We start from the raw sequence: 26,208 nt of genomic DNA, 5'->3' as shown, positions 1-26,208 counted from the left end.
CCTTTCGGTCCCTCTTCGGTCCCTGTTAAGAAACCCCAGGTCAGACCCCTTCTCGACCCCCGATCAGGGACTGAAGGGACTCAACTCGCTAATTATAACGCTTACTAGATATATGTGGTTCACACGCGCCCGCGTATGAACAGTCATATGAACACACATGTTTCTGTGTAGCTCATAATTAGCGAGTTCAGTCCCTTCAGTCCCTGATTCGCCGTCCGCACCGCTGTGACCTGGGCTTTTGTGGAGGGACTGAGAAAGGGACCGTCCCTGCTCCGTCCCTGCCTTTCAGTCCCTGACCCGGTCCGGTCACCCCCCTAAACTGCCCTCAACACCCGTGAAGCCGCGGCTAGTCGGGCAATCAGTGACACAAGTGCCCAAGAGGTGCGTATAGCGACAGGTGGGCGCCGAGGGACCCAAGGGACTGGGGAGCGGCTAGTGCGGCGCGCGCCCTCAGGGTGCAGCGCGCCCCCGCGGGGAACCCCTAGACTCTTTTCGAAACACAGTCCCTTCGGTCCCTGAGGAAGCGTCACGGGCCTGCCTGAGCAGGTCTTCCTCAGAGGCCGGCGCCGAAGAAAAGGACCCGCGTGCCGCGCTCCGGTGAGTTCCCCGCGCCCGCTCCGCAGGCCCGCCGTCAAGGACGTCCATGACCAGCGCCGAGAACCCGCCGCCGTTCGACGCGCACGCCGCCGCCCAGCAGATGCTCGACATGCAGCTGCCCGACGCGCCGGGAGCCCGTCCCGCGCCCGCGGGCGGCCTGCTGCCCGCCCAGGGCGGCACGGCGTCCGCCCAGAGCGCGCCGGGCGCCGCGGGCCTGCTCCCGCGCTCGCTCTCCGACCGCGGCAACGCCCGGCTCTTCGTGCAGCTCTACCGCGATCAGTTCCGGCACGTGGAGGGGCTCGGCTGGTTCGCCTGGGACGGCTACCGCTGGAAGCGCACCGGCGGCGAGAAGGCCGCCCTGTGGGCGGCAGGGGAAATGGCCGAGGACCTCGCCGACACCGACCCCAGCGGCCACTTCCAGGGGCGCGAACTGCGCCTGCACAAGCGGCGCACCCTGTCGACCACCGGCATGAAGGCGCTCCTCACCCAAGCCAAGGCCTCGCCCGACCTCTCCGTGGACCCCGACACGCTCGACGGCGACCCGTACGCGCTGTGCACCCCCGGCGGCATCGTCGACCTGCACACGGGCGCGCTGCGCAAACCGGACCCCACCCGCGACTTCCACTCCCGCGCCACCAGCGTCGCCCCGCAGGCCATGGAGACCCCGCGCTGGCACCGCTTCCTGGCCGACACCTTCGGCGAGGACGCCGAGGGCCGCGAGATGATCGACTTCCTGCACCTGCTGCTCGGGTACTCGATCACCGGTGACGTCGGCGCGCAGGTGCTGCCCTTCCTGCACGGGGAGGGCAAGAACGGCAAGTCCGTCCTGCTGGACACGATGATCCAGGTCCTCGGCGACTACGCGGACGCGGCGCCGCCCGGCTTCCTGATGGACCGCGGCGCCTTCTCCGAGCACTCCACCGAGCTGACCGAGCTGCACGGGCGCCGCCTGGTGGTGTGCAGCGAGCTGAAGCCCAACGACAAGTTCGACGAGGCCCGGGTGCGCCTGCTCACCGGCGGCGACAAGATCAAGGCCCGCCGGATGCGGCAGGACTACTTCAGCTTCACCCCCACCCACCACCTGTGGCTGCTGGGCAACCACCGCCCCGAGGTCTCCACCGGCGGCTTCGCCTTCTGGCGCCGTATCCGCCTGCTGCCCTTCGAGCGTGTGGTCCCCGACGAGCGGAAGATCGACAACCTCGCCTTCGAGCTGGTCCGCGACGAAGGCCCCGGCATCCTGCACTGGCTCATCGAGGGCGCACGCCGCTATCTGAGGACCCGGGACCCGCTGGAGGGCCCCGGACGCGTCCGGCTCGCCACGACGGCTTACGCGACCACTGAGGACCACATCGGGCGCTTCCTCACCGAGTGCTGCACCCGCACCTACGGGGCGGGCGACACCGACCTGCGCGTCGAGCAGGGCCTGCTGTACACGCAGTACAGCTCCTGGTGCCACGCCGGTGAGGGCATCCGGCCCGCCACCGCCCGCGTCTTCGCCACCCGCGTTCGTCAGGAACTCGGCCTGGCCTCACCGAACGACATGATCAAATCCAACGGCCGCAAGTACTACCCCAACCTCGCCCTGACGGTGGCCGAATGACCCCCGTCCGCGGCGGGGACCGGCCGCCGCTGCCCCCGCCCGCCGGGCCGTCCTACCATGGAGGGCGGGCGGCGCCGCCGGATCCGTCCACGGCGGCCGGGCCGCCGACGAACGTCCGCACCGAGCATCCGCGCCGGGACCGCCCGTGCCGGCCGACCAAGGAGGGGCCGCAGCCATGAGTTCGCTGCTGACCGAAGGCGACCTCGCCCACGAAGACACCGTGGTGTGGCTGGAGGACCCCGAGGGGCTCGACTACGTCCGCCAGACCCTCGACAAGACGAAGCGGCGGGGCACCAAGCCGCCCTACCTGCGCGACGGCCGCATGGTCGGCTACGTCCGGCTCGACGACACCGCCGAACCGGACCCCGACAGCGGCCTGTACAAGCGCCGCGTCTTCTTCCTGCTCCCGCACGACCGCGACAGCCTGCCGCACGGCCTCTACCAGGAGGGCGCCCCCGGCGAGGCCGTCGACCCGCGGACCATCGAGCCCAGGAAGCCCGGCAACAAGACCGACCGCTCCCAGCGCGGCCCCGGCGTGACCACCACCGCCTGAGCGCGGGCGGGAAGCAGCCCGCCCGAAAGGAACGGCAGCAGAAAATACCGGCGTCGGAAAAAGGAGACCGGTGAGGGCCGCGGGGCCGCAACAGGCGTTCCGGCCGCGGCCGTTGGGTTCCGCTCAGCGCTTCGAGGCCAGGTCCAGGGTCCACCAGGGGCCGCCGGAGCCGCCCGCCCTGCCGACCCCCGCGTGGGTGAAGCGGCAGGTGAGGATGAGCTCGCGGTGCGAGGGGCTGTCCATCCACAGCCGCACGACGCTCCCCGCCGAACCGACGCCGTCAGCGATGGCCTCGCCCGCGTAGGCGGGCCGGTACCCGGCGGCGCGCATCCGCTCCATCGGGCTGCTGCCGTCCCGCCCGGCATGCACCAGGCGGCCGCTGTCCGCCATCTCCGCGCTGTGCGCCTGCGCGGCCCGGTTGAGCGGGGACCGCAGCCGCACCGGATGGCAACCCGCCGCCGCGCGCTCCGCGTTGACCGCGGCGACGACATCGGCCGCGGTACCGCCCGCCCGGGCCGCGTGGGCCCCCGGCACGGCCGCCACCGACAGTGCGCACGCCGCGAAGAACGCCGCCAAGTACCTGCTCCGGAGCGATGAGAACACGGTCGTCCCACTTTCTCTGTCTCTGCGCGCGACGGGGCGGCATTTCCCGCCCCGGCCTGAGGGCAGGGCGAACAGGGTGAGCCATGCCCCCGTCCCTTTCGTCTCATTTCTTTCAGCCTGGAGGATTTTCATGCCGCCGCAACTCCGCCGACTCGCACTGGTCTCGCTTGCGGCCCTCGCCCTCCCGGTGCCGGCCCCGCATCCCCGGCGCCGCGGCGAAGGGGCGCAGGTGCACCAGCACCGTCGGGCCCGCGCAGATTGAGGCGGTCTGTGTCGCGGACTCCACTCGCGTCCGCAACTGCCGGTATTCCGCCGGGAATCCGAGGACCTGTACGTGATCGCCGGTGGACTGTGCGGCCCTGGGAGCTGCGGACCGTGACGTGCGACACGATGGGGTGGCTGCCGTGTGTCGCTTGCAGCCCGAAGGCGGTGACGGCGGCCGCTCAGGTCAACCGGTGTGCCGCTGCGGGCGCTGGCCGCCGAACACGTCGTCCGCGCACTGGAACGCGACGCCGAGGCGGCTGCCGAAGTCCCGCAGCACGGCGACCCGTTCGGCGTCCGCGCCCGCCAGTGCGCCGCCCAGCGCGAAGGCGCACCCCATCAGCGAGCCGGTCTTGCCCGCCACCAGCTGCCGCAGGGGCCGAGCGGCCGCCCCCGGAATGCGGGGCCCGATCCGTGTCAACGGGCGGCGACCGGGCATGGCGCGTACATCGGCACGGAGTTCATCCCCACAGCCGCGCCGCGGCCCCGCCCCGGCCCCGTCGCGAAGACGTACAGACGCAGGGCGAGGAAGCGGCCGGTGCCCGCGAGGCCGGAGGCGCCGAGGTAGACGAGCTGTTCGGTCAGGGCGGTGGGGGAGGCCTGCACCTGGTGCAGGACGAGGACGGCGGCGCTGGTCACCAGGTAGGCGGCGCTCGCCGAGCCCGCCGACTGCCAGTGCTGCCGCCACCCGGCGCGTCGGCCCGTGGCGAAGGTGAAGCGGGCGTGGAGCTCGGTGCACAGCAGAGTGGAGGCGACCGTGACGACCGCGTTGGCGATGGCCCAGGGCAGGGCCAGCGCCACCGCGGCCACGGCGAGTCCGGACAGGACGCCGACGCCGCCGCCGAAAAGGACGAAGCGCAGGAAGGAGGCGAGCGGCCCGGGACCGGCGGGCGCCGCCGGGGCGGTGGCCGGTGAGTGCGGCGACTTCATGGGGGCGTCCTTCCGGTCGATTCGAGGCGGCTCGTCCAGCCCATCGGAAACGGCTCGGAAACCGGTCGTGCCCGGGTGGTGCGCGGGTGGTGTGCGGCTGGTGCGCCACCGGGACCTCGTTCTTTCCGATGACGTGAACGCTACGTTGCGTTCATAAAATAGGCAACGTATTTATCGGCCTGCAGAGCCGAAATGCCAGCTCACAACGGTGAAATCATTGCAATGGCTCTCTGTCTAACGCAACGCACCGCCGCAATCGCTCATTGCAATGTCGCGCTCTCCGCGCCCACGGGCCGCCGCATCCTCGGCCCCGGGGGGCCTGCGGTGCGCCGACGGGGTCCTCGCCGCCGCGGGCGGCCGCGCGCCCGTCGGGGTGGAAAGGGACGGCGTGGCGGAGGCGAGTGGGGGCGGGCCGGGGCATACATGGCGGGTGATCGGTCGGCCGCGGCCGCGTCCTGGCGTGCTTTCGCGGGCTGAGGACAGGGGGGAGGGAGCAGGGGCGTGTGTCGAGCGGAAGAGACGGGCCGGGGCGGCGGACGCCCGGCGGGTGTCCGCGAGGCGTGGGTGCGCGGCAGGCGATCGGGGGCCGGGGCGTGGCGGGTGGGGCAGGAGGGCACAGCGTGTCCTCCTGCTAAAGAGGGCGCCGCCGCCATCTCCGCGCTGAGCTGCACAGACGGGTGCGGGCACCACGATCCGCCGAACTGGCACCCAGTTCGTACGAACTCCCACCACGTCCACAGGATCTGGGCACCCGGTTCCCAGGATCGTGGTACCCCGTTCCCAGGAACTGACTAGATTGACGTCACGTTCATGAGGAAAGGCCGTACCAGCGGGATCTCGGACCGGTCCGCTCATCGACGCCGGGTCGAGCGACACGCCCCCCAGGCGTACTTGATGGACTCAGTGCTCATGTACGTTAAGTTCATCTGGTCGGCCTCAGGGCCGGTACTCATGCACGCCGAGGCAACGCCCAGCCATGGAGGGCCTGTTGGGAGCAGCACGCAGACTGGTCGACGCCGACACCGGCGAGGCCGTGCCTTATGCGCCCTATGCCTTCTCCGGCGGCCACACCCAGGTGGACAAGGCCCGGGTGGAGGCGATCACCGAGAGCAAGGACTTCACCCCGAGCCAGAAGTTCCTGGTGCTGTGGTGGATCGGTGTCTCGCCCGAAGGCATGGCCCCGCTCCGGGCGACCGGCGCGGACATCGCGAAGCGGGTCGGGATGACCGCCGACGCGGTGGGAAAGATCAACCGAAAGCTGCTCAAGCGGCGGATCCTGATCGAGCGCGGACGGATCGGCAACTACAGGCTGTACCGGATCAGCCCGTACATTGCCTTTCACGGGACCGGGATCGAGCAGCGGGAGGCGATCAAGTCGTGCAACCCGCCGGAGATCCCCGGATTCCAGAACATGACCCCTGCGCGGTGGGAGGCCCAGTGAACAACGACGAGAAGCAGAAGCTCCTTGACGTCCTCCATCGCACCTCGGGCATGACCGCCAACCAGCGCCTGGTCGTCATGCTCTACGCGATGCACCCCACCGACCGGGCCGGGGCGGTGATCGAGACGGGTGCCAACCTCGCCAAGCTCGTCGGCATGTCCCCGACGGTCTTCTCGCGCACCCGCCGCCAGGTCGTCGAGGCCGGCTGGCTGGAGGAGTCCGAGCGCCTGGCCCACATCAGCTACTACCGGCTCAGCCCGAAGAGCACCGGCGCGCACGTCGTCGTGCCGCTGCGCCGGGCCACCTGAGGGCGGCCGCCGGGCGAGAGGCGGTTCCGCCGAGCGCGGCTCATGTACGTGAGGTCGATGAGGACGGTCCAGGAGGCCGTCCTCATCGACCTCACGTACATGAGGGAACGGTTCTGTAAGGGCGTCCGGGCGGACGCGGGAAGCCGGGCGCGGGGGCGCGCCCCTTAATTACAACCATCCAGTTGGATGTATCGCCGCTGCGATCGGGATCTCCGATAGCAGCGGCGTTCTGCTGTTGAGGCGCACGTGAGGCGCATCCGTGCGCCCCTAGAAAACCAACTAGATGGTTGCTATAGGACGCCAGGACAGCTACCTTCTCCGGCAGGAAGCCCGGTGGGCTCCGACAGCGCCACGGGTTCGCGCGCAGGCACACCACCACGTTCTTCGGTCGTCGTCGAGAGGGGTTACACCATGGGGGCTCCAGCGATCCTGGCGGAGCACGTCTACCGCGAGGAACTGGCGAGGCTCGGCGCCGAGGACGGCCGAGTGGTGTGCGTGGAGGCTCTGCCCAGTGGTGCCAGACACCCTTTCGAGACGGCTCACCCGGACCGCTTCTTCCAGCTGAACAGCGTCGAGAGCGCCATGGTCAGCATGGTCGAGGGGCTGCTCACCGCCGGGTTCCGGGTCTTCGTGTGCGGGCTGGGGGACGGCATCGGCGCCGCCCGGCCGCCCCGGCCGGCCCTCGCCCATCTGCGGGCGGGCGCCTCGGTCGTGGTGCCGGACGACCCGGTCGACCCGGCCCCGCTGTTACGTATGCCGCGCGTACGGATCGCGGCGCCCAGCGGCGTCGAGGAGATCAGGGCGGTGGTGCGCGGCGCGGCGCGCTCGGGGCGGCCCCACCACATCCGTATCGGCCGCGGAGCCCCCGTCGACGTGGCGGCCGGCTGGACCGACTCCGGCGACGGGGAGATCCCTTCGGTCCTGTGGGACCTCCCCGGGGGCACGGGACGGCACCCGGCGCCGGGGAGCTGTCTGATCTCGGTCGGCGAGGAGGGGACCCGGCTCGCGTGGGCGGCCCGGGCGCGCGGGGCGGGGCTCGCCCACGCCCATCTGGTCTACCTCGACGACGGGCATCTGGTCGCCGCGGCGGGTGAACTGGCCAGGCGCCACGACCGGTTCGTGGTGCTCGGCGGCTACCGGGGGCCCGCCGGAGTGGGCGAGCGGCTGCGCCGGCTGATGCCCGGCTGCCTCGTCCGCGAGGTGACGCCGGGCGGCGACCCGGCCGCCGACGCCGCTCTGGTGCTCCGGGCGGCCGAGGGGCCCTGGCGGTGAGCGGGCCGCACCGGCCGCGCCCGGCCGCCAGGTCAGCCGGCCGCCGGCGGCTCCAGGAGCTCGGAGCGGGCCAGGAGGTAGGCGAGATGGGCCCGGCTGCGGCTGCCCACCAGGTCCGAGGCCTTCTTGATGTGGTGGGAGACGGTCCGGCTGCTGATGCCGAGCCGCTTTCCTATCCCCGCGTCCGTGTGGCCCTCGACCATGAGCTGGAGGACGGCCCGGCGGGTCTCCTCCGTCAGCAGCGGGGGCCGGTGGTCCTGGCTCACGGTGACCGGCTCGGCGCGCCGCCAGGCGTGGTCGAAGGCCCGGACCAGGAAGTGGATGAGTGCCGGGTGCTCCACGGCGAGCGCGGTCGTCTGCGGGTCGTAGCGGGGATCGGGGACGAAGGCGATGGAGCGGTCGTAGACGATGAACCGGTCGGGGATCTCGTCCAGCGTCCGCACCTGGGCACCGGCGCTCGTCACCCGCTCGATGTAGGCGAGCGTCGGGCCGTGCGCGCGCACCGAGTGCTGGTACAGCGTGCGCTGCCGCACGCCCCGCTTGTTCAGGCGCAGCGTGCGGGGGAGGGTCTTGCTCAGGGCGTCGGGGTCGCGGGGGCCGCCGGGGTGGGCGGTCAGCAGCTCCTCGCGGCAGGCCTCCGAGGCCCGTTCGAGCGCCGCGTAGACGACGTCCGCACCGTGCAGCAGCCGCACCGACGCCGCGGAGGCGCGCTGCTGGGTGCGGTACACGTCCTCCGCCGCGGACAGCGCGTCGTAGATGCCCGCCACCGTGTGCTGCTGGGTGAGGATGGCCCGCTCCAGCGGCCGGGTCAGGTCATGGGAGGCGATGTCGGGCGGCACGGCGACCCAGTGGCTGCCGGGCTCGTCCTGGCGCCGCAGCAGGCCCAGCTCGATCAGGCACTCCGGGACGTCCTCGCCCTCCAGGCCCTCGGCGAGGGCCCGGCGGTAGGAATCCAGCCCGCGTTCGCACAGAGGTACGACGTTGGGTTGTGGCCTTATGTCCGGATCCCTGCACACTTTTCCCCCCTGCGGTTTCCTGCACTGCGCGATCCCGAGCCTACCTCTCCCCCGATTCCAGCCTTTTACGAGTCATGCTGTTTGAGGCGGAAGGGCGTGGCGCCCTTTCGGCCGAACGGGAGGCTTGGAAATGCAGAGGAAGTTGATGTCCGAAATACCGGATCGCCGGGCGTCGGCGGCCCGCGCGCAGTCCGAGGACGAGAACTGGGGCGTCCTTCCGGAATAGAGCGCCGAACGAGCGGATCAGCAACTGGAATACGACACATCATTCATATTCGCGGGGGGCAGTGGGCGTGAGTCGTGGCGAGGAAACAGTAGGCATCATTCTGGCCGGCGGCAGAGGCGAGCGGGCCAAGCCGATCACTCTCAAGTCCGCGGACTACATCCGGAGCAAGGCGCTCATCCCGTTCGTCGGACGGCGGCTCGTCGAGTGGATGACGGAGGCCTGCCGTGCGCAGGGGGTACGCCGGTTCTACGTGGTGACCCACGGCCTGGAGAACCGCAACCAGATCAAGCTCCTGCTGGGCCACGGCGAGCGCTTCGGCGTCGACGTCACCTACTCGCGCTCGCGGTTCGACCGGTACAACGTGGGCTCGGCCGGTGCCACGCTGCACAACCTGGAGCAGTGGGACCTGCAGGGCCGCGCGCTGGTACTGCCCGTCGACTCGCTCTTCGACTTCGACCTCGCGGCGATGGAGGCGACCCACCGCGCCGAGGGCGCCGTGGTCACGGTCGCCTCCGTGGCCCGCACCGCCTCCGAGATCGCCGGCAAGTACGGCGTCATGCGCACCGACGGACGCGGCCTGGTCCAGGGCTTCGTGGAGAAACCCGGCATCGGCGAACTGGCCACGCTCTTCCCGCGCACGGCCGACGACCCGGCGGCGACGCTCGCGACCAACGCCGGGATGTACCTGGTGGACTGCGCCCGCCTGCGCATGCTCGCCCGCGAGCCGGAGCTCTTCCGCCGCTCCCACCAGCGCCTCGACTGGGGCGGCGACCTCCTGCCCCACCTCGTCGCACGAGGCGTACCGGTGGCGACCCACACCATCGGACGCCTCGGCGACATGGGCAACGTGCCCGACTACCTGGAGACCGTCCAGCTCGTGCTCGACGGTGCGTACGAGCAGATGAACCGGCTGATGAGCGCCCCCGACCGGACCGACCCGCGCTGCTGGATCCACGCGAGCAGCCTGCAGACGAAGGACGACGTCACCGGCAGCACGCTGGCGCAGAAGATCGAGGACGGCTCGGTCGTCATCGGCCAGGGCGTGCGGATCGGCCGCGACGTCGAGATCGGGCCCGGAGTGCGCCTGGAGCACACGGACGTCGGCGACGGAGCCGAGATCCGTGAGGGTGCGAGCCTCGCCCGGTCCGCCGTGGGGGAGTCCGCGGTGGTCGGCGGCTGGGCCGAGATCACCGACACCTACATAGGCCCCATGGCCCAGGTGCTCTCCGAGCGCCTGCGGCCCCTGCGCCTCGAGCAGTTCTCGGCGATCGGCGACGGCGCCGTGCTCTGGCCGGGATCACGTTTCTGCGGGGTCACCGTCTACCCCCGCCTGCGGGTACCGGCGCTGGCCGGCGTCCCCGCCCAGACCGAGCTCAGGCACGCCGACGACATCCTGCGCTGGGTGTGACGGCGCCCTTCCCTGGAGGCCACCATGAACAGCCCCATTGCAGTCATCGGCGGGGCGGGCCGGACCGGCGTGCTCATCACGCGCCGGCTGATCGAGCAGGGCCACCGCGTCCGCGTGGTCAGCCGCGACCCGCAGCGGGCCGTGCTGCCGATCGGCGTGGACCGGCGCCGCGCCGACGTGCGCTACACCGACGCCCTGGGCCCGGCCCTCGGCGACTGCTCCGGCATCGTCTTCACCGTCGAGCCCGGCACCGCCGACACGGGCCCGCACAGCCCCGAGACCACGGTCTACGACGGCGTGCGCAACGTGCTCGCCGCCGCCGTCGACGGCGGCAGGCGCCCGCACATCGTCCTGGTCAGCCAGATCTACGTGACCCGCCGCGAGCACCCGATGAACTCCTACGGCCGGCTGCTCGACTGGCGGCTGCGCGGCGAGGAGGAGGTACGCGCCAGCGGCCTGCCCTACACCGTCGTACGGCCCAGCTGGCTGACGGACGGCGACGTCGCGGGGGCCCGGGTACGCCTGGAACAGCACGACCGCGGCGACGGCTGGGTGTCGCGGAAGGCGCTCGCGGAGGCGTGCGTGCAGTCCCTGCGCCAGCCGGCCGCGGGCGGCACGACCTTCGAGCTGTTCAACGAACCGGGCCAGGAGCCCACCGACTGGGCCCCGCTCTTCGGCCGGCTGGTCCCGGACCGCACCTTCGCGCATCCGGGAGCGCTCCACTGACGCACGCCTGAGCACCCCCCACGCCTGCCGGTACGCCCCCGGCACCGGCACCCACGCACCCCGGTTCCAGCCATCCCTGTGCAGCGCCGTCGCGGGCCCGCTTCCGGCACGCGGCCATGAGGTCTGCCCGAGAACGCGGCGGGCCCCGGTTCCCGCAGCCCGGATCCGTGCCCCACCGGAATGTGGCTCACGTAATTGACGGAGAGGGGAGAACAGTGTCCGCAGAAGACCGGCAGACGCTTCCCGAAAACATTTCACCGAACGAATTCGCTGAGGTTCTCTCTGCGCTGCGCTCCATTCCGCGAAGCGACCAGCGGCGCTGGGCCGAGGTGTATGTGCGCGGGCTTCTCGCGGTCACCGGGAAGAAGACGATGCGCGCCCTCGCCAATGGCGCGGGCAGCGGCGCCGAGCAGAGCCTGTACCAATTCATCAGCAAGTCGCCCTGGGACGCCGACCGGGTCCGCGGCGACCTGGCACGGCTGCTCACGGAACGCGCGCAGCCCCGCGCCTGGGTGGTCCAGCCGCTCGTCATCGCCAAGGTCGGCCGGCACTCCGTCGGCGTCGAGCGGCAGTGGGTCGCCCAGGCCGGACGGATCGTCAACTGCCAGCAGGCGATGAGCGTCTGGTTCGCCGGGGAGCGGGGGAGCTGCCCGGTGGAGTGGCAGCTGGCCCTGCCGGAGTGCTGGACCGACGAGGAGGACAGGCGCCGCCGCGCCTCCATCCCCACCGAGGTCGGCTCGTGCCCGCCCGAGCAGTGCGCCGTCGACTCGGTGGGCAGGATGGCCCGGGAGTGGGGGCTGCGCGGCCGGCCGGTCGTGATGGACCTGCGTCAGGCGCCGCCGCAGCCGATCTGCGCGGACCTGGTGGCCCGCCAGATCCCCTTCGTCGTCCGGGTCGACCCGGCCGGAATCACCCCGGTGCCGCCCGTCGCGAAGGCCGCACCGGGCGGGCCCGCCGACCGGGCCGGGGACTGGGTGGGCTCGGCCGGGCTGCTCTCCGCCCTGCACAAGCAGCGGATGCCGGTGGAGTGGTTCGACCACACGGCGGGCAGCATGCGCGCCACCTCGGTCGGCGCCGCCCGCATCGCCCTGCGCGGCAGCCCGCCCGCGCCCGGCCGGCCGGGCCGCCTGGACCTCGTCCTGCTGGCCGCCTGGGCGGACCCGGGCCGGCGCTCCCCGAGCGAGTTCTGGCTGACCAACCTCGCCCAGGCGCAGCTCGGCACCGTGTACCGCACCGCCATGCTCGCGCGGCGGGTGGAGCGCGATCTGGCGGAGGTCAGCGACGGCCTGGGCATCCGCGACTTCGAGGGCCGCTCGTACCGGGGCTGGCACCACCACATGACGATGGTGTCGCTGGCCCACGCGGCCACCCTGCTCTCGCCGCCCCCGGCGGCACAACCGCTCGCGCCGCCGGGCCGGGTCGTGCTCGTCCCCTCCCGCGACGAGGACGCCACGAAGGTGAGTGCCGCATGACCGGGACCGGAGGGCACACCGTCCTGCCCCGGCACGAAGGGCTGCGCGCCGGTGAACTGGACGCGGTGACCGGGCAGTTGTGTGCGCTGCTGCCGCGGTGGCTGCCCGGCAGGCGCTGGTACGCGGGCAAGGACCACACGCTGACCGAGGTCCGGCCCCTCCTCGCGGAGATCGTCGTCCCCGGCTCGCCCGCGCTGGTGCAGACCGTGATCCGCACCGACGACGACGCCTGCTACCAGCTCCTCGTCGGGGTCGCGCCCGGCCGCCCCGGGACCCGTCCCGGGGTGAGCGCCGACGCTGTCATCGGCACCGCCCGCACGGCGGACGGACAGCGGCTGACCCTCTACGAGGCGAGCGGCGACCCCGGGCTGCTCTCCGCGCTCCTGGAGCGCTTCGCCGCGGCCGAGCCGTGCGGGGCGCTCGCCTTCCACCGGGTCGGCGGGGCGGCGGTCCCGGCAGGGCTGCGCGCCCGGCCGCTCACCGGCGAGCAGTCCAACACGTCGGTGGCCTTCGGCGACCGGCTGATGCTCAAGGTGCTGCGCCGCATCATGCCGGGCGCCAACACCGAACTGGAGATGCTGACCGCGCTGGAGCGGGCCGGCGACGTGCCGAGCGCGGCGCCGCTGGCCTGGGCGCAGTGCGCAGGGTGGCAGGACGCGCAGCCGGCCACCCTGTGCATCCTCCAGGAGTTCGTGCCCGCACGTGGGGACGGCTGGTCGCTGGCCACCCAGGAGGCCGAGGCGTGCGTCCGCGGCACGTGCGACGCCGTCGCACCCCTCGGCGGGTTCTCGGCCGACGCGTTCGCCCTGGGGGAGGCGACGGCCCAGGTGCACCGGGCACTCGCCCAGCAGCTGGAGACCCGGCCGCTGACCGTGCCGGAAGCCGTGGAGCTGACCGACACCCTGCTGGCCCGGCTCGACGACGCGCTCGTCGAGGTGCCCGACCTCACTCCGTACGCGCGGGGACTGCAGAGCGCGTACCAGGACCTGCGCGAAGTGGTCCGGCGCGGCAACCCGCTGGTGATCCAGCGCATCCACGGCGACCTCCACCTGGGCCAGGTGCTGCGGGCACCGGACGGCTGGGTCCTGATCGACTTCGAGGGGGAGCCGGGGCACCCCTTCGCGGAACGCCGCCGTCCGCAGCCGGCGGTCCGCGACGTCGCCGCGATGCTGCGCTCCTTCGACTACGCGGCGCACCACGCCCTCGGCGAGATCCTCGGCGGTCCGCCCGGGGAGCGGACCCGCGACGACGCGCGCGCCACGCGCCTGTCACGCCGGGCCTCCGCGTGGGCCGTCCACAACAGGCGGGCGTTCTGCTCGGGTTACACCGCGGCCGGTGGCCACGACCCGCGCGCGAATCCTGTGCTGCTGCGCGCGTTCGAGGCCGACAAGGCGGTGTACGAGGCGCTCTACGAAGCCCGTAACCGGCCCGGCTGGCTGCCCATCCCGCTCGCCGCGGTGCGCCGTCTCGCGCACGGCAGCCGGTTCGTGGGCTGACGCGGTGGCCACCGGCACGCAGGCCGCGCAGGCCGTACCGGAAGCACAGGACGCGCACGACGCGCAGGACGAGCACGACGCGCAGGAGACGCAGGACGTGCGCGACGTGGACGCGGCGGTGGTCGGAGGCGGCCCGGCGGGTCTGTCCGCCGCTCTCCAACTGGCGCGCTACGGACGCCGGGTGCTGGTCCTGGACACCGGACGGGGCCGCTCGACCCACCACCAGACCAACCGCAACTACCTCGGGTTCCCCGACGGCATCGCCACCACGGAGCTGCGCGCCCTCGGCCGGCGCCAGCTCGCCCACTACCCGCACGTCCGCTTCGCGGCGCACCGCGTGACGGGGATCCTGGGCGACGCGCGCCGCGGCTTCACGGTGCAGGCACAGGGCCATGTCTGGTGGGCCAGGACGGTGGTCCTCGCCACCGGTGTGCTCGACCACTTCCCGCACTTCCCCGGCTGGCAGGAGTACGTGGGCCGGTCGATGTTCTGGTGCATCGCCTGCGACGGCTACGAGAACCGCGGGCGCCGCGTCCTCGTCGTGGGGCACACCGACGCGGCCGCGGGCGAGGCCATGCAGCTGCACGGCCTCACCGACCGGGTCCTGCTGCTCACCAACAGCCGCCGGGACGACATCAGCGAGCGCTACAGACGCCGGCTGGCCGCGGCCGGCGTACCGGTGGTGCACGACCGCATCAAGGCGGCCGAGGGCGCGGACGGCATGCTGTCGGCCATCGTGACGCGCGGCGGTGCGCGCCTGCCGCTGGACGCCCTGTTCTCCCTCCAGGGGGCCACCCCGGAGACGGCCGTGGCCCGTGCCCTGGGCGTCCGGCTCACCGCGCAGGGCTATGTCGAGGTCGACACCGAGCAGCACACGTCGGTGCCCGGCGTGTACGCGGCGGGAGATCTCACGGCGGTCCATTCCCATCAGGTCTCGGCGGCGGTGCAGGAAGGCGCACAAGCCGCCTCCGCCGCCAACTACTTCCTTTATCCGCCGGAGTTGCGGGCGGACTGACGGCCGGCCAGGAGCAACGGCGACAGTTCAGGAAGTCGATTTCCCTTCTTTGCCGCACGAGAGCGCCGCCGCACATGCTGTATGAGCCCGTCCAAAGGAGATTCAGATGATCCACCAGTTCATTCTGGCGGCACCCAAGCCGGGTATGACCGCACAGGAATTCCAGGACTACTGGGTAAATGTGCATGCGGTGCAGTACGCATCGAAGATTCCGCAGATCCGTAAGTACATGGTCGACACGGTGGTGGACATCGAGGGGAACCTCGGCGAGCCGGCCCTGCCCCATCAGGGCATCGCCGAGATCTTCCTGGCCAACGGCGAGGAGCAGCTGGCCTCGCTGCAGACCGAGGAGTTCCTCCAGGGCGCCCGCCTGGACGAGCCCAACTGGGCCGCGTTCTGGCAGACCATCGTCGTCGACACCACCGCGCACGAGATCGTCGCCGGCCCGCCGCTGGCCAAGGGGCAGGAGTGGGTCAAGCTCACCGTGCTGCAGAAGCGGCGCCCGGGCCTGGCCCTGGACGACTACCGCAAGCAGTCCCTCGACGCCTACGCCTCCGTCGTCACCGGCACGCCCGGGCTGCGCCGGTACCTGCACGCCCACACCGTGGACGGCGCCTACGTCTTCGGCGAGGCGGCCTTCGACAGCGTCGAGCAGCTGTGGTTCGACGACGTCGACGCCCTTCAGCAGGCGCTGCGCTCGCCCTACTTCACCGAGCAGGTGAAGGCCGCGCGCGACGAGATCGCCGACGAGAAGTACGTCTTCTCGCTCGCCGCCAAGGAGAACTGGATCATCGGCCCGCAGGCCCGCTGATCCCCCCGATCCGGTGGCTGAGGCGCCGCCCCCTTCCGTCGCGGCGCCCGGCCACCCGTCCCGAACCGATGACCGAAGGAGTCGGCGTGCCCAGGAAGAACGCCAAGAAGATCCTCGTGATCCTGTCCGAGTACGGCTACTGGGGCGAGGAGCTCGTCGGCCCCCTGCACCACTTCGACCAGCGGGGCTACGAGGTGCAGTTCGCCACCCCGACGGGCAGGCGCGCGCACGCGCTGCCGCCGTCGATGGACCCCGCCTACGTCGACCCGCCGCTCGGCCGCTCGGTCACCAGCGAGGAGGTCGCCAAGCTCACCCAGGAGGTCGACGCCTCCACCCGGCTCGACGACCCGATCGACATCTCCCGCTGGATCCCCGAGCGCCCCTACACGGCCGACGACGACTACCTGCGCAAGCTGGAGGCCTACCACCGGGCGGTCGACGTGGTGGCGCAGGAGCTCGACGACTACGACGCGCTGCTCATCGTCGGCGGCTCGGGCCCGGTCGTGGACCTCGCCAACAACGAGCGGGTGCACCAGCTCATCCTGTCCTTCCTGCGCGCCGACAAGCCGATCGCGGCCGAGTGCTACGGCGTCGCGCCGCTGGCCTTCGCCCGCGACTGGGAGGACCGCAGGTCGATCATCTGGGGCAAGCACGTCACGGGCCACTGCAAGGAGTACGACTACAAGGACGGCACCGGATTCCTCGGCACCGACTTCGTGATCGGCCCGCCGCCGTATCCGCTGGAGTACATCCTGCGTGACGCCACCGGACCCGAGGGCCGCTACATCGGGAACTTCGGCAAGGAGACCTCGGTGATCGTGGACTACCCGTTCATCACGGGGCGTTCGACACCGGACTCCTATCTGACCGGAGAAAAGGTCGTCGAGGTTCTCGAGGACGGCCTGCGTCGCTTCGGCTGGTAATTCCCGGCAACGAATCGAGAGATCGAGAGAAGGCAGACATGGCCAGGCAGGGCAATGCGGCGATCATCGAGCAGTTCATCGCCGACGGAATTCCCTTCATGTTCGGCAACCCAGGAACGGTCGAGCAGGGATTCCTGGACGCGCTGGAGGACTATGACGACCTCCGGTACATCCTGACCCTGCAGGAGACCGTCGCGGCCGGCATCGCGGACGGCTACGCCCGCGCCACCGGCCGGCCCGCGCTCCTGCAACTGCACAGCGGAGTCGGCCTGGGCAATGCCATCGGCATGCTGTACCAGGCCAAGCGCGGCCACTCGCCGATCCTGACGATCGCGGGTGAGTCGGGCGTGCGGTACGAGTCCATGGACGCCCAGATGGCGGCCGACCTGGTCGCCATGGCGAAGCCCGTGACCAAGTACGCGACGCGGGTGACCGATCCGCGCTCGGTGCTGCGGGTGCTGCGCCGGGCGATGAAGACGGCGATGACGCCTCCGATGGGCCCGGTCTTCGTGGCGCTTCCTCTCGATGTGCTCGACGCCCTCAACACCGAGCAGATCGTGCCGACCTCCGCTCCGGCCACCCGCAGCGTCCCCGCCGACGGTCTCGTGGCGCAGGCGGCGCGGCTGCTGACCGGAGCCGAGAGGCCGCTCGTCCTGGTGGGCGACGGCGTCTCGGCCTCCGGGGCCCAGGACGAACTGGTGCGGGTGGCCGAGCAGTTGGGGGCCGACGTCTACGGCGTCAACTACTCCGAGGTGAACCTGGACGCCACGCACCCGCTGTACCGCGGCGACCTCGGCCACATGTTCGGCGCCGTCAGCACGGCCGCGGTCAGGGACGCCGACGCGGTCCTGATCGTCGGCACGTACACCTTCCCCGAGGTCTTCCCCGACACCGGCGACCCGTTCCGCCCGGACGCCCGGATCGTCCACATCGACCTCGACGACTACGAGATCGCCAAGAACCACCCGGTCACGCTCGGCCTGGTCGCCGACCCCAGGGAGACGCTGGCCGCGCTCGCCACGCACCTGGAGAGCGCGCTGTCCGACCTCGACCGGGCCGCCGCGGCCGAGCGGCTGCGCACCCGGCGCGCGGAGCGGCCCGCCCCGGTCGCCGACGACGGCTCGCTGCTCCACGCCTTCCTGCGCGAGCTGGCCGGCCAGGTACCCGAGGACGTGATGGTCTTCGACGAGGCGCTGACCGCCTCCGGCGCGCTCGCCGCCCACCTCCCGGGCCGCCGGCCGGGCCACTGGTTCGCCACCCGCGGCGGCTCGCTCGGCGTCGGCATCCCCGGGGCGATGGGAATCAAGCTGGCCCACCCGGACAAGACCGTCATCGGCTTCACGGGCGACGGTGGCTCCATGTACACGTTCCAGGCGCTGTACACGGCCGTACGGCACGGCATCGGCGCCAAGTTCGTCGTCTGCAACAACCAGAGCTACAAGCTGCTCGACCACAACATCGAGCAGTACTGGCGGGAGCGGGACGTCACCCCGCACGCCTACCCGACGCCGTTCGACCTCTCCCGCCCCGAGCTGGGCTTCGCCCGGATCGCGGAGGGGTTCGGCGTCGAGGCGCTGCGGGTCGACGACCACAGCCAGGTCGTCGACGCGGTCAAGCGGATGCTCGCGGACGACAAGCCGTTTCTCATCGACCTGCGCACCACCGAAGGGGGAGACCGTGGCTGACGTACCGTCCCGGGACGGGGTGCTCAGCGGGCAGAAGATCGCGATCCTGACGGAGAGCGACTTCTACGAGCCCGAGATCGCCTACTACCAGCGCCGGTTCGCCGAGGAAGGGGCGCGGGTCGACTTCGTCACCCGGATGTGGGGCAGCAAGTCGATCACCTTCACCGGCCACGAGCACCGCGCCCCGCTGACCGTCACCCGCAGCCTGGAGGAGCTGGACGACCGCCGGCTGCGCGAGTACAGCGCCCTGATCGTGCCCTCCGGCATGGTCGCCGACCGGCTGCGCTACACCGAGGACATCGAGCGGCTCGCCCCCGCCACGGACCTGCTGCGCCGGGCCTTCGCCCGGTCGGGCGTGGTCAAGGGGATCATCTGCCACGGCATGTGGCTCGCCTCGTCGATCCCCTACGTCGTGCGCGGCCGCAAGGTGGTCTGCCACAACAACCTGCTGGGCGACGTGCGCAACATGGGCGCCAACTACGTCGACCAGGACGTCGTCGTCGACGGGGACCTGGTGACGGCCCGCACCGGCGACCACTGCCACCTGTTCGCCCGGACCATCATCGACGAACTCGTACTGCGAGGGGTGTGACCGCGATGTCAGACATGCCAGCACGTCCCAGGACCGTCGACTTCACCTTCTCGGACACCGTCGCGGGACGGGTGTCGGGCTTCGACCGCCAGGCCCGCGTGTTCACGCTGGTCACCGCCGACGGCCGGTCCTTCGACATCGCCCTCGACGGCGATCCCAGCGCGGAACTGCTGCACAACCTGGGCGAGCCCTACCAGGACGCCTCGGGCCACGTCGACGAACTCCTCACGCCGGGCGCGTTCGTCCTCGCCCACGGCATCTTCTACCCGCACCGCGAGAGCCTGCGCTTCGAGGCCAAGCGGCTGATCTTCGTGGGGCGCGACCCGCAGGACTTCCGCTTCGAGGAGGCCGGCTGGTGGGTCCGGCAGATCGAGGAGATAGCCGGCTTCTACCGCAAGGCGCAGTTCGGCGACGGCCCCGTCGACTTCGCGGAGTACCGCACCGAGATCCGGCTCGGCGGCGACAAGACCGCCAGCCACGTCCAGGAGACGGACACCATCTCGCGGCTGGTCTACGGCATGGCCTCCGCCTTCCTGCTCACCGGCGAGGACGAGTACCTGGAGGTCGCCGAGCGCGGCACCGAGTACCTGCGCGAGCACATGCGGTTCGTCGACACCGACGAGAACGTCGTGTACTGGTACCACGGCCTCAAGGTCGACGGGGACGTCGAGACGAAGCTGTTCACGTCCGAGTTCTCCGACGACTACGACGCGCTGCCCGCCTACGAGCAGATCTACGCGCTGGCCGGCCCCGTGCAGACCTACCGGATCACCGGCGACCCGCGGATCAAGGCGGACGCCGACGCCACCATCCGGCTCTTCGACCGGTTCTACCTGGACCCGCAGGAGGGCGGCTACTTCTCGCACATCGACCCGATCCTGCTCAGCCCCGACCACGCCTCGCTCGGCCCCAACCGGGCCCGCAAGAACTGGAACTCGGTGGGCGACCACGCGCCCGCCTACCTGATCAACCTGTACCTGGCGACCGGCGAGCGGCGCTACGCCGACATGCTGGAGTACACGTTCGACACGATCGTCGAGCGCTTCCCGGACGACAAGCACAGCCCCTTCGTGCAGGAACGTTTCCACCGGGACTGGTCGCACGACACCACGCACGGGTGGCAGCAGGACCGCGCGGTCGTCGGGCACAACCTGAAGATCGCCTGGAACCTGATGCGGATGAACGCCCTGCGCCCCAAGGACGCCTATCTGCAGACGGCGCTCTCGCTCGGCGAGAGCATGCCCGAGATCGGCAGCGACCGGCAGCGGGGCGGCTGGTACGACGTGGTGGAACGGGTCAAGGCGGACGGCGAGGAGCGGTTCCGCTTCGCCTGGCACGACCGCAAGGCGTGGTGGCAGCAGGAGCAGGCGATCCTCGCCTATCTGATCCTGCACGGCTCCACCGGGCGCGCGGACTTCCGCACCGAGGCGCGGGACGCCCAGTCCTTCTACAACGCGTTCTTCCTCGATCACGACGAGGGCGCCGTCTACTTCAACACCATGGCCAACGGCCTGCCCTACCTGCTCGGCGTGGAACGCCTCAAGGGCAGCCACTCGATGTCGATGTACCACTCGGCCGAGCTGTGCTACCTGGCGGCGGTCTACAACAACCTGCTGGTCAACCGCAAGCCGATGGACTTCTGGTTCAAGCCGGAGCCCGCCCGGCTCCCGGACCGCATCCTGCGCGTCTCCCCCGACCTGCTGCCGGCCGGCTCGGTGCGCATCGCGGCCGTGGAGATCGACGGCGAGGAGCACACCGACTTCCAGGCCCAGGCCCTGACCGTACGGCTGCCCGACACCCAGGGCCGGGTCAAGGTCAAGGTCCGCCTGGAGCCCAACTCCCGTACGGAGGTGACGGGATGACCGTCAAAGTCAGTGCCCGCACGGTCGCGGGAGCCACGGTCGTCGCCCTGGAGGGCGAGATCAACTCCACCACCTCCGGCGGCCTGCAGTCACAGCTGCTGCCGCTGATCGGGCAGGGCGCCGTGGTCCTGATCGACCTCACGGGGATCTCCTACATCTCCAGTGCCGGGCTGCGCACCCTGCTGATCGTGCACCGCCACGCCCAGCAGCTGGCCGCCGAGATCACCCTGGTCGGTCTCTCCGAGGAGGTCTCGTTCGTCATGTCCGCCACGGGCTTCCTGGACTTCTTCAAGATCGCCGAGGATCTCGCCGCCGAGCTGGAACGGGCGGGCTGATGACCACCCAGGACGTCCGCGAGCGCATCGACGCCTTCCCCACGCACCGGATCGGCCCCTACCGCGTCCGGGCGGGCCGGCCCCTGCCCTACGGCGCCACCCCGGTGCCCGGCGGGATCAACTTCTCCGTCTACTCCGACGGCGCCACCGCGATGAGCCTCGTGCTCTTCGAGCGCGGCGCCGCCCGGCCCGCCGCCGAACTGGAGTTCCCCCCGGAGTTCCGCACCGGCAGCGTGTACGCCATGACGGTCTTCGGGCTCGACGCGGAGAACCTGGAGTACGGGTTCCGCGCGCAGGGCCCCTTCGACCCGGGACGCGGCGACCGCTTCGACGCGGGCAAGGTGCTCAGCGACCCCTACGCGCGGCTGATCTCCGGCCGCGAGGTGTGGGGGCGCGAGCCGGACTGGGAGAACGTCTACCACTACCGCGCCCAGGTGCTGGAGGACGACTTCGACTGGGGCGGCGACCGGCCGCTGAACATCCCCGCCGAGGACCTCGTGATCTACGAGACCCACGTGCGCGGCTTCACCCGGCACGCCTCGTCGAAGGTGTCGGCGCCGGGCACCTACGCGGGCCTGCGGGAGAAGATCCCCTACCTGCGCGAGCTGGGCGTCAACTGCCTGGAGCTGCTGCCCGTCTTCGAGTTCGACGAGCTGGACAACCCGCGCACCGACCCGGCGACCGGCGAGCGGCTGTACAACTACTGGGGCTACAACACCGTCTCGTTCTTCGCCCCCAAGGCCGGCTACGCCGCCACCGGCGCGTTCGGCATGCAGGCCGACGAGTTCAAGACGCTGGTCAGGGACGTCCACAAGGCCGGGATCGAGGTCGTCCTCGACGTGGTCTTCAACCACACGGCCGAGGGCAACGAACAGGGCCCGACCATCTCCTTCCGCGGCCTGGACAACGCCACGTACTACATGCTCACGCCGGGCGGGGAGTACTACAACTTCAGCGGCACCGGCAACACCGTCAACTGCAACCACCCCGTGGTCCGCGACTTCGTCCTGTCCTGCCTGCGGCACTGGGTCTCCGAGTACCACATCGACGGCTTCCGCTTCGACCTCGCGGCCATCCTCGACCGCGCCCCGGACGGCACCCCGCTGCCCAACCCGCCGCTGCTCGAACAGCTCGCGCACGACCCGATCCTGCGGCACACGAAGCTGATCGCCGAGGCGTGGGACGCCGCCGGGCTCTACCAGGTCGGCAACTTCCCCAACTACGGCCGCTGGTCGGAGTGGAACGGCAAGTACCGCGACACCGTCCGTCGCTTCGTCAAGGGCGAGCCCGGCCTGGTCGGTGAACTGGCGACCCGGATGGCCGGCTCGCCCGACCTCTACCAGGGCCGCACCTCCTCCGCGTCGGTCAACTTCATCACCGCCCACGACGGATTCACCCTGGCCGACCTCGTCTCGTACAACGACAAGCACAACGAGGCCAACGGCGAGGGCAACAACGACGGCGCCAACGACAACAACAGCTGGAACTGCGGCGAGGAGGGTCCCAGCGACTCCCCGCACGTGCGTGAGCTGCGGACCCGGCAGATGAAGAACCTGCTGACCATCCTGCTCACCAGCCAGGGCATCCCGATGATGCTGGCGGGCGACGAGGTCGGCCGCACCCAGCACGGCAACAACAACACCTACTGCCAGGACAACGAACTCTCCTGGTTCGACTGGTCCCTCGTCGAGACCAACGCCGACCTGCTGCGCTTCACCCGGGCGCTGATCGCCTTCCGGCACGCCCACCCGGTGCTGCGCTCCAGCGACCACCCGACCGGCACGGACCGGGTCGGCAGCGGCTTCCCCGACGTCAGCTGGCACGGGGTGCGGGCCTGGGCCCCGGACTGGGCCGACCACGGCCGGGTGCTCGCGATGATGCGGTGCGGCAGCCACGCCAAGGGCGGCAGCGTCCACGACGAGCACGTGTACGTCGCGGTGAACGCCCACTGGGAGGGGCACGACCTGGAGCTGCCCGCCCTGCCCGACGGGCAGCGCTGGCACCTCTTCGCCGACACGGGCACCGCCGTCCACCCGCTCGGCGCCGAGCCGCAGCTCCAGCACCCCGGGCGCTACCACCTGGGGTCCCACTCCGCGGTCGTCCTCGTGGGGCGTGCCGCCCCGCGACCCACCGCATGACGCAGAAGGAGAACCACCATGGCTTTCGACGTGCGGCTCAGGATGAACGACAAGGTCGCCACCATCGAGCTGGAGGGCGAGCTGGACGCCTCGACGGCGGGTGAGTTCCACGCCACGGTCGGCCGGGCGGCCGGCGCCGGCGCCGTCGAACTGGTCATCCGCGCCGAGCAGCTGGGCTACCTCTCCAGCGCGGGCCTGCGCTCCCTGGTCTTCGCCCGCCAGAAGATGGGCGACGGGGTGCGCATCGCCGTCGTCGGCGCCTCCGACCCGGTGGCGCGGACCATCCGGCTCGCCGGGTTCGACCACAGCATCGATCTCGTGGACGCCTGAAGGGACCGACCGAGATGACGTTCGACTTCGAGACCGGCACGGCCGGCGGGGCCGCGGGCGTCGCGCAGGCGCCCGGGTGCGGTGACGCGCGGGCCCTGTGTGTGCCCGCGACGATCGAATCGCTGGAGCCGGTGGCGGGCTTCGTCCTCGGTCTGGGCGAGCGGGCCCGGCTGCCGGAGAGCTCGCTGTACCGGCTGCGCCTGGCCGCCGACGAGCTGGCCACCAACATCGTCCTGCACGGCTACCACGGCGAGCCGGGCTCGATCACCGTCGACGGCGGCATCGACCCCGGCCAGGTCTGGGTCCGCTTCCAGGACGACGCCCCGGCCTTCGACCCCCGCCAGGGCATGCGCGAGCCCGCGCGCGACGTGCCGCTCGAAGAACGGCAGATCGGTGGCCTGGGCGTTTTCCTGGCGTTCACAGCGGTGGACGTCTTCGAGTACGAGCTGGTCGCGGGGCGCAACGTGAGCACCCTGGTGATGCGCCGGCCGGCGGCGGAGTAGACGAGGCGGAGATGGCGCAGACGAGAGTGCTGATACTCGATGAGCGGCGGGCCGTGCCGGCGGGGCTCTCCAGGGCGCTGGACGCCGTGGGGGCCGAGGCACACATCTGTACCCCGGGCGAGGTCCTGGCCGCCTCGCCCGGCCGGATGCCCGCCGTGACCGCCCTGCTCGCCAGCGCGACGCTGTCGCCGCACACCGTCAAGTCGGTGGCCAGGCGGCTGGCGGACGAGGGCCAGCAGCCCGCCGTGGTGGCGTACGCGGAGCGCGATCTGCACCTCCTCGACGGCCATGTGCGCGCGGGCTCGGACTACCTGCTCCCGCCGTTCCACCCCGTCCTGGTGGAGGCGCGGCTGCGGGACTGCCATCAGCACGCCGAACTCAACCGGAACATGGAGGAGGTCGCCGCCCACGCCGAACTCCTCAGCTACGAGCGGGAACTGGAGATAGGGCGGGAGATCCAGCTGGGCTTCCTGCCGGACTCGCTGCCCAGCCCGGACGGCTGGGACATCCGGGTGCGCTTCCGTCCCGCGCGGACCGTCGCCGGGGACTTCTACGACGTCTTCGAACTGGTCAACCGGCGCCGCCTCGCCCTCGTCGTCGCCGACGTGTGCGACAAGGGCGTCGGCGCCGCCCTGTTCATGGCGCTCATCCGCTCCCTGCTGCGGCACACCGCGGAACAGAGCGGCCTGCAGAACCTCATCGCGGCGGACCTCATGGGCGAGGCCGAGCACACCAGGGCCATCCCCGTCGTCGGCGCGACGCCGCTGCTCAACGCGGTCGTCGGCACCAACAGCTACCTGACCCGCAACCACATCAAGCAGGGCTACTTCGCCACCATGTTCTTCGGCGTCCTGGACCCGCTGACCGGCAACCTCGTCTACATCAACGGCGGGCACAACCCGCCGGTCCTGGTGAGCGGCAGCGGCGCCGAGCCGGTGCTGCTCCAGCCGACCGGGCCGGTCGTCGGCGTCATGCCCGACTGCACCTTCTCCCTGGGCTACACGCAGATCAGTCCCGGGGACACGCTCTTCATCTACACGGACGGGGTCACCGAGGCCCGGTCGCAGAGCGGCCGCTTCTTCGGCGAGGACCTCCTCGTCGAGCAGCTGACCGAGGCCTCCGTGCGCGGCGAGGAACTGCTCGACCACATGGACGGCGCGCTCAGCGCCTTCGTCGGCCAGGCCGAACAGTCCGACGACATCACGATGCTGGCCGTGCACTGGCAGGCGCCGGCCGGAGCCGCCGACTGAGCGCGCACCGGCCGGACCGCCGTCCCCCACAGACCGTCAGGTGGAGAACATGTCGCAGATCATCACCGTGCACTCCTACCGGGGAGGCACCGGCAAATCCAGCACGACCGCCAACCTCGGGCTGCTGCTGGCCTCCTCGGACCTGCGGGTCGCTCTGGTGGACACCGACATCCAGACGCCGGCGCTGGACGTGATGTTCGGCGACGTGACGCTCCCCGCGCGGCACTCGCTCACCGACTACCTCATCGGCCGCTGCGAGATCGAGGACGCGGCGTACGCCGTCGACCAGAGCGTCGGCCACGACGGCTTCTTCCTGGTCCCGGCGAGGAGCCAGGGCACCGGGGTCAACGAGATCATGGGCCGCGGCTACGACGTCGGGCTGCTGCGCGAGGGCTTCGACCGGCTCATCGACACCCTCGCCCTCGACGTGCTGCTCCTGGACACCCACGCCGGGTTCAACAACGAGACCGTGACCGCGATGGCGAGTTCGGACGCGCTCGTCGTCGTGACCCGGGCCGACCGCCTCGACCTGGCCGGTGCCCGGGAGACCACGGCCCTGGCGAGCCGGCTCGGGTTCGGCGCCCTGAGCATCGCCGTGAACATGGCCCCCGACGGCGCCGTCGACGAGCGGCTGCTCGGCGAGGTGGAGAGCGCCTACGACACCCGCGTCACCACGGTCCTGCCGTACGCACCCGAGATGGTGCGGCTCGCCGGGGAGCGGGTCTTCTCCACCGCCTACCCGCACCACCCGCTGGTCTCCGGCTACCGCCGGATCATCTCCGAGGTCAGCAACGGCACCACCGCGATCCGACGCTGATCCGGCCGCCGGCCGGCCAGCAGCCCGCACCACGTCAG

26 protein-coding genes are annotated in these 26,208 nt (G+C 71.3%); 22 read left to right on the top strand and 4 right to left on the bottom strand.

The window, feature by feature from the left end; translation table 11 throughout:
* Nucleotides 1-643 precede the first annotated feature (643 nt).
* Together ACIBW6_RS22495 and ACIBW6_RS22490 are read left to right on the top strand one after the other, a co-directional pair.
* Entirely contained in the window at nt 644-2,197 is a 1,554-nt protein-coding gene (locus ACIBW6_RS22495; RefSeq protein ID WP_399062264.1) for a phage/plasmid primase, P4 family, read from the top strand.
* A 175-nt stretch (nt 2,198-2,372) separates the two neighbouring features.
* Entirely contained in the window at nt 2,373-2,750 is a 378-nt protein-coding gene (locus ACIBW6_RS22490) for a DUF6009 family protein (RefSeq protein WP_399062262.1), read from the top strand.
* Between the two features lie 123 nt (nt 2,751-2,873).
* On the opposite strand, the gene ACIBW6_RS22485 is transcribed toward ACIBW6_RS22490, so the two are convergent.
* From ACIBW6_RS22485 to ACIBW6_RS22475, 3 genes are all read right to left on the bottom strand, one after another.
* The gene (locus ACIBW6_RS22485; protein WP_399062260.1) at nt 2,874-3,353 is read right to left on the bottom strand and encodes a CAP domain-containing protein; all 480 of its coding nucleotides are present in this window, start codon (nt 3,351-3,353) and stop codon (nt 2,874-2,876) included.
* Between the two features lie 448 nt (nt 3,354-3,801).
* On the bottom strand, nt 3,802-4,053 hold the full coding sequence (locus ACIBW6_RS22480) for a polyprenyl synthetase family protein (RefSeq protein WP_399062258.1): 252 nt from the start codon (nt 4,051-4,053) through the stop codon (nt 3,802-3,804).
* Nucleotides 4,032-4,544 carry a GtrA family protein gene (locus tag ACIBW6_RS22475; RefSeq protein ID WP_399062256.1) on the bottom strand — a complete coding sequence of 171 codons (513 nt, stop codon included), beginning with the start codon at nt 4,542-4,544 and terminating at the stop codon, nt 4,032-4,034. The genes ACIBW6_RS22480 and ACIBW6_RS22475 overlap by 22 nt, the downstream gene beginning before the upstream one ends.
* Before the next feature lie 230 nt (nt 4,545-4,774).
* On the opposite strand from ACIBW6_RS22475, the gene ACIBW6_RS22470 reads away from it, so the two are divergent.
* The 4 genes from ACIBW6_RS22470 (at nt 4,775) to ACIBW6_RS22455 (ending at nt 7,565) form a co-directional block, all read left to right on the top strand.
* On the top strand, nt 4,775-4,978 hold the full coding sequence (locus ACIBW6_RS22470) for a DUF4224 domain-containing protein (protein ID WP_399062599.1): 204 nt from the start codon (nt 4,775-4,777) through the stop codon (nt 4,976-4,978).
* 554 nt (nt 4,979-5,532) lie between these two features.
* The gene (locus ACIBW6_RS22465; RefSeq protein ID WP_399062254.1) at nt 5,533-5,985 is read left to right on the top strand and encodes a MarR family transcriptional regulator; all 453 of its coding nucleotides are present in this window, start codon (nt 5,533-5,535) and stop codon (nt 5,983-5,985) included.
* A complete protein-coding gene (locus ACIBW6_RS22460) occupies nt 5,982-6,293 on the top strand; it encodes a replication initiation protein, RepL2 (RefSeq protein WP_399062252.1) in 312 nt (103 codons plus the stop codon). The genes ACIBW6_RS22465 and ACIBW6_RS22460 overlap by 4 nt, the downstream gene beginning before the upstream one ends.
* A 411-nt stretch (nt 6,294-6,704) precedes the next feature.
* Complete coding sequence (locus tag ACIBW6_RS22455) at nt 6,705-7,565, top strand: transketolase (protein WP_399062250.1); 861 nt, start codon at nt 6,705-6,707, stop codon at nt 7,563-7,565.
* A gap of 32 nt (nt 7,566-7,597) precedes the next feature.
* Here the strand turns inward: ACIBW6_RS22455 and ACIBW6_RS22450 are convergent, their stop codons facing one another.
* Nucleotides 7,598-8,581, bottom strand: coding sequence for a LuxR C-terminal-related transcriptional regulator (locus ACIBW6_RS22450; RefSeq protein WP_399062248.1), 984 nt, complete (start codon nt 8,579-8,581; stop codon nt 7,598-7,600).
* A 293-nt stretch (nt 8,582-8,874) separates the two neighbouring features.
* On the opposite strand from ACIBW6_RS22450, the gene ACIBW6_RS22445 reads away from it, so the two are divergent.
* From ACIBW6_RS22445 to ACIBW6_RS22370, 16 genes are all read left to right on the top strand, one after another.
* Nucleotides 8,875-10,215, top strand: coding sequence for a sugar phosphate nucleotidyltransferase (locus tag ACIBW6_RS22445; RefSeq protein ID WP_399062246.1), 1,341 nt, complete (start codon nt 8,875-8,877; stop codon nt 10,213-10,215).
* 24 nt (nt 10,216-10,239) lie between these two features.
* Nucleotides 10,240-10,941, top strand: coding sequence for an SDR family oxidoreductase (locus ACIBW6_RS22440; RefSeq protein WP_399062244.1), 702 nt, complete (start codon nt 10,240-10,242; stop codon nt 10,939-10,941).
* Nucleotides 10,942-11,057: 116 nt separating this feature from the next.
* On the top strand, nt 11,058-12,413 hold the full coding sequence (locus ACIBW6_RS22435; RefSeq protein WP_399062242.1) for an IS701 family transposase: 1,356 nt from the start codon (nt 11,058-11,060) through the stop codon (nt 12,411-12,413).
* Complete coding sequence (locus ACIBW6_RS22430; RefSeq protein WP_399062240.1) at nt 12,410-13,909, top strand: maltokinase; 1,500 nt, start codon at nt 12,410-12,412, stop codon at nt 13,907-13,909. The genes ACIBW6_RS22435 and ACIBW6_RS22430 overlap by 4 nt, the downstream gene beginning before the upstream one ends.
* A gap of 4 nt (nt 13,910-13,913) precedes the next feature.
* Complete coding sequence (locus ACIBW6_RS22425) at nt 13,914-14,924, top strand: NAD(P)/FAD-dependent oxidoreductase (RefSeq protein ID WP_399062238.1); 1,011 nt, start codon at nt 13,914-13,916, stop codon at nt 14,922-14,924.
* 106 nt (nt 14,925-15,030) lie between these two features.
* Nucleotides 15,031-15,735 carry an EthD domain-containing protein gene (locus ACIBW6_RS22420; protein ID WP_399062236.1) on the top strand — a complete coding sequence of 235 codons (705 nt, stop codon included), beginning with the start codon at nt 15,031-15,033 and terminating at the stop codon, nt 15,733-15,735.
* 86 nt (nt 15,736-15,821) lie between these two features.
* A complete protein-coding gene (locus tag ACIBW6_RS22415; RefSeq protein ID WP_399062234.1) occupies nt 15,822-16,658 on the top strand; it encodes a type 1 glutamine amidotransferase domain-containing protein in 837 nt (278 codons plus the stop codon).
* 38 nt (nt 16,659-16,696) lie between these two features.
* On the top strand, nt 16,697-18,343 hold the full coding sequence (locus ACIBW6_RS22410) for a thiamine pyrophosphate-binding protein (protein WP_399062232.1): 1,647 nt from the start codon (nt 16,697-16,699) through the stop codon (nt 18,341-18,343).
* Nucleotides 18,336-18,935 carry a DJ-1/PfpI family protein gene (locus ACIBW6_RS22405; protein ID WP_399062230.1) on the top strand — a complete coding sequence of 200 codons (600 nt, stop codon included), beginning with the start codon at nt 18,336-18,338 and terminating at the stop codon, nt 18,933-18,935. Before ACIBW6_RS22410 ends, ACIBW6_RS22405 begins: the two co-directional genes overlap by 8 nt.
* Before the next feature lie 14 nt (nt 18,936-18,949).
* The gene (locus ACIBW6_RS22400) at nt 18,950-20,797 is read left to right on the top strand and encodes an AGE family epimerase/isomerase (RefSeq protein WP_399062228.1); all 1,848 of its coding nucleotides are present in this window, start codon (nt 18,950-18,952) and stop codon (nt 20,795-20,797) included.
* A complete protein-coding gene (locus ACIBW6_RS22395) occupies nt 20,794-21,132 on the top strand; it encodes an STAS domain-containing protein (protein ID WP_399062226.1) in 339 nt (112 codons plus the stop codon). The genes ACIBW6_RS22400 and ACIBW6_RS22395 overlap by 4 nt, the downstream gene beginning before the upstream one ends.
* Nucleotides 21,132-23,270 (top strand): glycogen debranching protein GlgX, encoded by a 2,139-nt coding sequence (gene glgX / locus ACIBW6_RS22390; protein WP_399062224.1) that lies wholly within the window; start codon nt 21,132-21,134, stop codon nt 23,268-23,270. Before ACIBW6_RS22395 ends, glgX begins: the two co-directional genes overlap by 1 nt.
* Before the next feature lie 18 nt (nt 23,271-23,288).
* Entirely contained in the window at nt 23,289-23,600 is a 312-nt protein-coding gene (locus ACIBW6_RS22385) for an anti-sigma factor antagonist (RefSeq protein ID WP_399062222.1), read from the top strand.
* 14 nt (nt 23,601-23,614) lie between these two features.
* Nucleotides 23,615-24,103: an ATP-binding protein gene (locus ACIBW6_RS22380; protein WP_399062220.1), complete on the top strand. Its 489-nt coding sequence runs from the start codon at nt 23,615-23,617 to the stop codon at nt 24,101-24,103.
* Nucleotides 24,104-24,114: 11 nt separating this feature from the next.
* Complete coding sequence (locus ACIBW6_RS22375) at nt 24,115-25,353, top strand: PP2C family protein-serine/threonine phosphatase (protein ID WP_399062218.1); 1,239 nt, start codon at nt 24,115-24,117, stop codon at nt 25,351-25,353.
* A gap of 49 nt (nt 25,354-25,402) precedes the next feature.
* Nucleotides 25,403-26,170, top strand: coding sequence for a MinD/ParA family protein (locus ACIBW6_RS22370; protein ID WP_399062216.1), 768 nt, complete (start codon nt 25,403-25,405; stop codon nt 26,168-26,170).
* Nucleotides 26,171-26,208: the final 38 nt, after the last annotated feature.

It is taken from the genome of Streptomyces sp. NPDC049813, from assembly GCF_044465085.1.
Lineage (GTDB): Bacteria > Actinomycetota > Actinomycetes > Streptomycetales > Streptomycetaceae > Streptomyces.
Note: the sequence above shows the minus strand (reverse complement) of the source record. Positions and strands in the feature narration are given on the sequence as shown.

Bases quoted from the DNA above. Each gene is read 5' to 3' on its own strand.
- ACIBW6_RS22495 (WP_399062264.1), top strand. From the start codon at position 644: ATGACCAGCGCCGAGAACCCGCCGCCGTTCGACGCGCACGCCGCCGCC.
- ACIBW6_RS22490 (WP_399062262.1), top strand. From the start codon at position 2,373: ATGAGTTCGCTGCTGACCGAAGGCGACCTCGCCCACGAAGACACCGTG.
- ACIBW6_RS22480 (WP_399062258.1), bottom strand. From the start codon at position 4,053: ATGCCCGGTCGCCGCCCGTTGACACGGATCGGGCCCCGCATTCCGGGG.
- ACIBW6_RS22475 (WP_399062256.1), bottom strand. From the start codon at position 4,544: ATGAAGTCGCCGCACTCACCGGCCACCGCCCCGGCGGCGCCCGCCGGT.
- ACIBW6_RS22455 (WP_399062250.1), top strand. From the start codon at position 6,705: ATGGGGGCTCCAGCGATCCTGGCGGAGCACGTCTACCGCGAGGAACTG.
- ACIBW6_RS22440 (WP_399062244.1), top strand. From the start codon at position 10,240: ATGAACAGCCCCATTGCAGTCATCGGCGGGGCGGGCCGGACCGGCGTG.
- ACIBW6_RS22435 (WP_399062242.1), top strand. From the start codon at position 11,058: ATGAGGTCTGCCCGAGAACGCGGCGGGCCCCGGTTCCCGCAGCCCGGA.
- ACIBW6_RS22430 (WP_399062240.1), top strand. From the start codon at position 12,410: ATGACCGGGACCGGAGGGCACACCGTCCTGCCCCGGCACGAAGGGCTG.
- ACIBW6_RS22420 (WP_399062236.1), top strand. From the start codon at position 15,031: ATGATCCACCAGTTCATTCTGGCGGCACCCAAGCCGGGTATGACCGCA.
- ACIBW6_RS22410 (WP_399062232.1), top strand. From the start codon at position 16,697: ATGGCCAGGCAGGGCAATGCGGCGATCATCGAGCAGTTCATCGCCGAC.
- ACIBW6_RS22400 (WP_399062228.1), top strand. From the start codon at position 18,950: ATGCCAGCACGTCCCAGGACCGTCGACTTCACCTTCTCGGACACCGTC.
- ACIBW6_RS22395 (WP_399062226.1), top strand. From the start codon at position 20,794: ATGACCGTCAAAGTCAGTGCCCGCACGGTCGCGGGAGCCACGGTCGTC.
- glgX (WP_399062224.1), top strand. From the start codon at position 21,132: ATGACCACCCAGGACGTCCGCGAGCGCATCGACGCCTTCCCCACGCAC.
- ACIBW6_RS22385 (WP_399062222.1), top strand. From the start codon at position 23,289: ATGGCTTTCGACGTGCGGCTCAGGATGAACGACAAGGTCGCCACCATC.
- ACIBW6_RS22380 (WP_399062220.1), top strand. From the start codon at position 23,615: ATGACGTTCGACTTCGAGACCGGCACGGCCGGCGGGGCCGCGGGCGTC.
- ACIBW6_RS22375 (WP_399062218.1), top strand. From the start codon at position 24,115: ATGGCGCAGACGAGAGTGCTGATACTCGATGAGCGGCGGGCCGTGCCG.
- ACIBW6_RS22370 (WP_399062216.1), top strand. From the start codon at position 25,403: ATGTCGCAGATCATCACCGTGCACTCCTACCGGGGAGGCACCGGCAAA.